6 protein-coding genes are annotated in these 4,565 nt (G+C 29.4%); all 6 read right to left on the minus strand.

The window, feature by feature from the left end; genetic code table 11:
- Positions 1-144: 144 nt before the first annotated feature.
- Complete coding sequence (locus CXF67_RS08175) at positions 145-579, minus strand: hypothetical protein (protein WP_102088313.1); 435 nt, start codon at positions 577-579, stop codon at positions 145-147.
- Positions 580-590: 11 nt separating this feature from the next.
- On the minus strand, positions 591-1,412 hold the full coding sequence (locus CXF67_RS08180) for a hypothetical protein (protein ID WP_102088314.1): 822 nt from the start codon (positions 1,410-1,412) through the stop codon (positions 591-593).
- A 174-nt stretch (positions 1,413-1,586) separates the two neighbouring features.
- Complete coding sequence (locus tag CXF67_RS08185) at positions 1,587-3,110, minus strand: ATP-binding protein (RefSeq protein ID WP_102088317.1); 1,524 nt, start codon at positions 3,108-3,110, stop codon at positions 1,587-1,589.
- Between the two features lie 203 nt (positions 3,111-3,313).
- Positions 3,314-3,841: a hypothetical protein gene (locus CXF67_RS08190; RefSeq protein WP_102088315.1), complete on the minus strand. Its 528-nt coding sequence runs from the start codon at positions 3,839-3,841 to the stop codon at positions 3,314-3,316.
- 222 nt (positions 3,842-4,063) lie between these two features.
- Entirely contained in the window at positions 4,064-4,300 is a 237-nt protein-coding gene (locus CXF67_RS08195; protein WP_145990407.1) for a hypothetical protein, read from the minus strand.
- Positions 4,301-4,357: 57 nt separating this feature from the next.
- Positions 4,358-4,519 carry a hypothetical protein gene (locus CXF67_RS18150; RefSeq protein ID WP_180957925.1) on the minus strand — a complete coding sequence of 54 codons (162 nt, stop codon included), beginning with the start codon at positions 4,517-4,519 and terminating at the stop codon, positions 4,358-4,360.
- Positions 4,520-4,565 lie beyond the last annotated feature (46 nt).

A 4,565-nucleotide genomic window follows, 5' to 3' on the forward strand; every position in this document is an offset into this window, starting at 1 on the left:
TAAGTACAACGGTTAATGTATAAGATTAGTTGCGTGTTTTAAGCACTGAATTTAGCAAATAAAACACAAATATAAAGTTCGCGAGGACTTTCGTAAATAAGCTAAAACCAGCAATTAATTTTATACGGTGTTGTGTGGCGTTTTTTATTTCAGTTCTTTGAAAACCTCTTTTAATATTTCTGTTTGAACAAATGGTAGAAACTCTTCATAAAAGGTTGCAGCTCTAACATTTGTTAATTTTCCAATATCTTTCGGTATACTAATATGGAATTCGTTTTTTACAATCCATTTAACTGGAAGTTCAAAATTTCTTCTGTTTTTAGAAAGGTTCTCCTTTTTTTCAAAAAGTTGATTTATGAGGGATTGTTTTACTATACCAATTCCTTTTATTCTCAAATCCAAAGAACCAGGTCTATTAGCTTTTAAATAAATAATATCTCCAACTTTTACTGATGAAATTTGACTGTATAAATCTTCTGCATCATTAATGTCCCAACCAATTACATAATTTTCATCTTTAAAAAAGTCATCTTTAATTTCTTTTCCGTCCCAGTTTGAACCAGCTCCAAATATTGCCATTTATTTAATTTTTATGATGAGTAAGCTTCATAAGCTTTCCACGTTTCAAATCTTATTTTTTTTATTTTCTCTTCTTTTATTTCTTTCATTGCCCAAGTAAATCTTTTAGTGTTTAGTTTTGGATGTAAATCAGGAAATTCTAATAATGCGCTTTTTAGATTTTTGAAGTCTTTGTAACCAGAACCATTGACGGTAAATTTTCCATTATCTACTCCACATACAATTACAGGTATATTATCAAATTCTGCAAATTCAGAACTAAAATTATTGAGATAAGGTGAAATTATTATATAATCAAAAGTGTTATATTGATTATATCTATCTATAATTTCTTTACTACCAATGCAGTTTCTAAAATCTTTAATTCCTTTTTGCAATTCATTGATTGTCGAAAACTCGTGAAATGTTTCAAAATTTCGTTTAATAATCCATTTTTCTCCGTCAGTTAAAACTCCCCAAGTACATTCATATAAAGCTTGATATTCGTTTAGTTGAAGTTTGTGATTGGCAAGAGATTCAATACTTTCTTGTTTTTTCTTTTCTTCTATTACTGCTACATTTTTTATGATTTCGTTCGGAAAAATTAGGATATCAGGTTTTCTGATTTTTGGAACAGCTCCTCTAAAAATCAAACTGTTTTCAATCTCTTTTGGAACATTTATTGTTGATTGAGAAATTAAATTTATTGGGTTCCATCCTAATCCGAACTCACTTGTAATAGTTGGGTATATTAGTAAATCGTGACGACTTGATTCATTGTCTCGTTCAGCATTTGAGTGAAGATTATCCGCTCTTTTTTTTAATTCATCAAAGAATTGTTCTTCCTTATTCATAGTTTTCTCAAATGACACACAACGTTGTGGTATATGGTTTGTTGCGTATTTCAAGCACCTAATTTAGTAAATAATTACCGACCAAGAAAGTCCGCGAGGACTTTCGTAAGTATGCAAGAAGCCAGCAATAAATTATATACGGTGTTGTGCGTTCGTACTTTTTTCATTCAGTTTTTATTCGAAATTATTAGTTATAAATACTCTCATTTCTTCTATTGATTCTTGTAATTGTTCATTTGTGAAACGATTATTTTCTGTGTTTTCGGGATGATGAATTTGATGTCTAATATATTCGCTCAATATTTTCTGTTCTTCTCTTATTCCACTTCTTAATTGTCGTTTATAAAGCATAGTTGTTTTTTCCTGCTTGTAAGTGGCTAACATTTCTTCACTTTCTATAAAACCATAAAGTTCGTTGTGATATTCGTCATTAGATTCTCCAAAAGCTAAATAATTCACTTCGTTTAAAGATGGATATGGTAAATTACTTCTCTCGATATTAATCACTTCTTTCTCCTCTCCATCTTTGATTAATTTTAAATGTTCAAAATCTAACATTTTTACAATTGCTGGACTATGAGTTGTTAAGATTACTTGAGTTTTTTCAGCTTTTGATAATTCGATAAAAGCTTGAATTAGTTTTCTTTGATGATTTGGGTGTTGAGAAGTTTCGGGTTCTTCTATAGCATAAATTATACTTGGAACATTAGTTTCTCTTTGTCTTCTTTCCGCTTCTGCTCTGAAAAAATTTAATAAAATTAGTCTTTTAACTCCACTTCCTCTTTTGTTTATAGGAATGTCTTCATCTCCAGTTATTGAAACACTTTTGAAAACATCTGCCCATTTCAAACTTTCTGGACTTGGAATTATAGGTGTTAAACTTTCTGCTATTTCAGGATTCATTTCATTTAACTTTTCAAGAGTTTTATTTGAAACCTCAATTAATTTCTTTTCAACTTCTTGTGCTACTTTGTTAAGACTTTCCCTTAATTCTGCATTTTTTAGTATTTCCTCAACAGCTAATTTCATTGGATTTTGTACTTCGCTATCTCCATCGCTATTTTTTCTATCAGATTGAAATAATGAATAAAGTGGCATATGCTTCTTTAACTGTTCCCAAGTGTTTTTAGCATCTAATTTCGCTATCTCTATTTCAATTTCATTTAGTTGTAAATCTGTTGAAAAGTGATTCCATAATGCTTTTCTAATTGTTGCATTTTTAGTTTTGTCCTCACATTCAATTCCTTCTGTAAGTAGTTTTTTTAATTCTGGATTTTTCTTTAACAAAAGGTCACTGCAAAATGCGTTCGTTGGGTGATTAGCTTTTATAAAAACTTTTTCTTTTCCAGCGTTTGGATATTTTTTTACTATTTCAAGTGTATTATCTGATTTCAATAAATACTCACTTTCAAGAGTTGTTGGATTTGTCGCATCAATTGTTAATGCTTCAGGTAATTCCTCAAATACAACACTAATTTTTGTTTCTGTATTTCCTTCTGCTTTACATTTTTTATTGACATCATCTTTGTCAATTTTTATTGTCCCTTTGTTTTCGTTAAAGAAAATATCCAATGCTTCTAAAATAGTGGATTTTCCAATATCATTTTTCCCAACAATTACATTCAAATCGTTCAGTTCAAATGTAGTTTCTTTTTTATAAGCTCTAAAGTTTTCTACTCTTACAGTTTTAATTTTCATTTTCATTTTCATTTTCATTTTCAGTTTTCAATTTTTTGAGTGTTGCTTGGGTATGACGCACAACGTTGTTGTATATGGTTTGTTGCGTGTTTTAAGCAATGAAGTTAGTAAATAAAACACAAACCAAGAAAATCCGCGAGGATTTTCGTAAGTAGGCTTTTACCAGCAATTTTTTTTACACGGTGTTGGCAATCAGGCTTTTTTTATTCACGATTAAATACTTGATTATAATATTCGTTCAATAATCCTTTTCCACTATATTTTGTTTTTAAAATAATTTTCGATTCATCACAAGCTTTTTTATATAAACTCTGTTCTCTGTCATTCAGATTTTTTGAACCTAAATAAACCATTTTGTATATCGGATTAGATTGCTCCAATTCAAACGCTTTTTTCAGCATTTCTTTTCCTTTAATTTCCAATTCCTCGTAATCTCCAAATTCGTAAGGAAAAATTGAAATCGTATATCCAGCAATAAAATTAAATTCAGCCAATTCCGAGTATTTATTCAGTCCATTTTTTAATTCAGATTCCAATTCAGTTCGTAAATCAACATCTTTCTTAAATTGTCCATTAACATCTTCAAGCATAGACCACAAAAAGAAAAAATAATATTTCCACGTTTCAAAATCCGCATTATTTTCGGAAATCAGTTTTTGATATTCAGAATACGCCTCGTTGTATTTTTCGGCAGTTTCTAATTCAAATATTTGTTCCAGATTTTGATTCATTCAGGATTTTTTTTCAGCTTGTTGCCAACGTTTAGGCTATGGTTAGTACGGAAATTAAAAGTAGTGAACTTTCGATTAAGCACTTAGCCAAAACTTTTTATTTTGTTTTATCTTTTCATTTTTAAAACCAAATCAAAAGATTTGGCGGACTTGGTTACAAGCTCTAAACTTTGGGTTAAGCACCGAACCCGTATTAATTATAGCCATTGTTGTGCATAGTTTTTAATTTTCCCAAACAGAATAGTCGAGTACTTTCCATTCTCCGTTTTCTTTGACAAATTTTCCACCAGAACCTGCTCCTTCAATTTTATATGATATTTCAAAATCAGTCGTATCTTTTTTAACTTCTAATTTGTCAATTACGACATAGTCATTGATTCCTTCTTTTTTTAATTCCAACGTTGAAAGTATTCTAACCTTTTGTCCGAATTTATAAAGATTGAAAGTTTTCTTAATCAAGTCCGATTCCAACATTTTTACAGGTAATCTTTCTTTAGATTCTGGATGATAAATCCATTAAAGATTTGGTAAATCAAGTATTTCTTGAATAATTAATTCGTTCTGATTGGATTCAGTTTTTATTAATTCCGTTTGAGTGAGTTCATTTTTAGATTCAGAATTATTTTCCATTTCTGTTTTTTCCGAATTCTTACAAGAAACCAGAAGTAAAATTGTCAATATAATTCCTATTATTTTATTCGATTCGTGAGTTTTCTTAAATTAT

It is taken from the genome of Psychroflexus sp. MES1-P1E (assembly GCF_002836055.1).
Lineage (GTDB): Bacteria > Bacteroidota > Bacteroidia > Flavobacteriales > Flavobacteriaceae > Psychroflexus.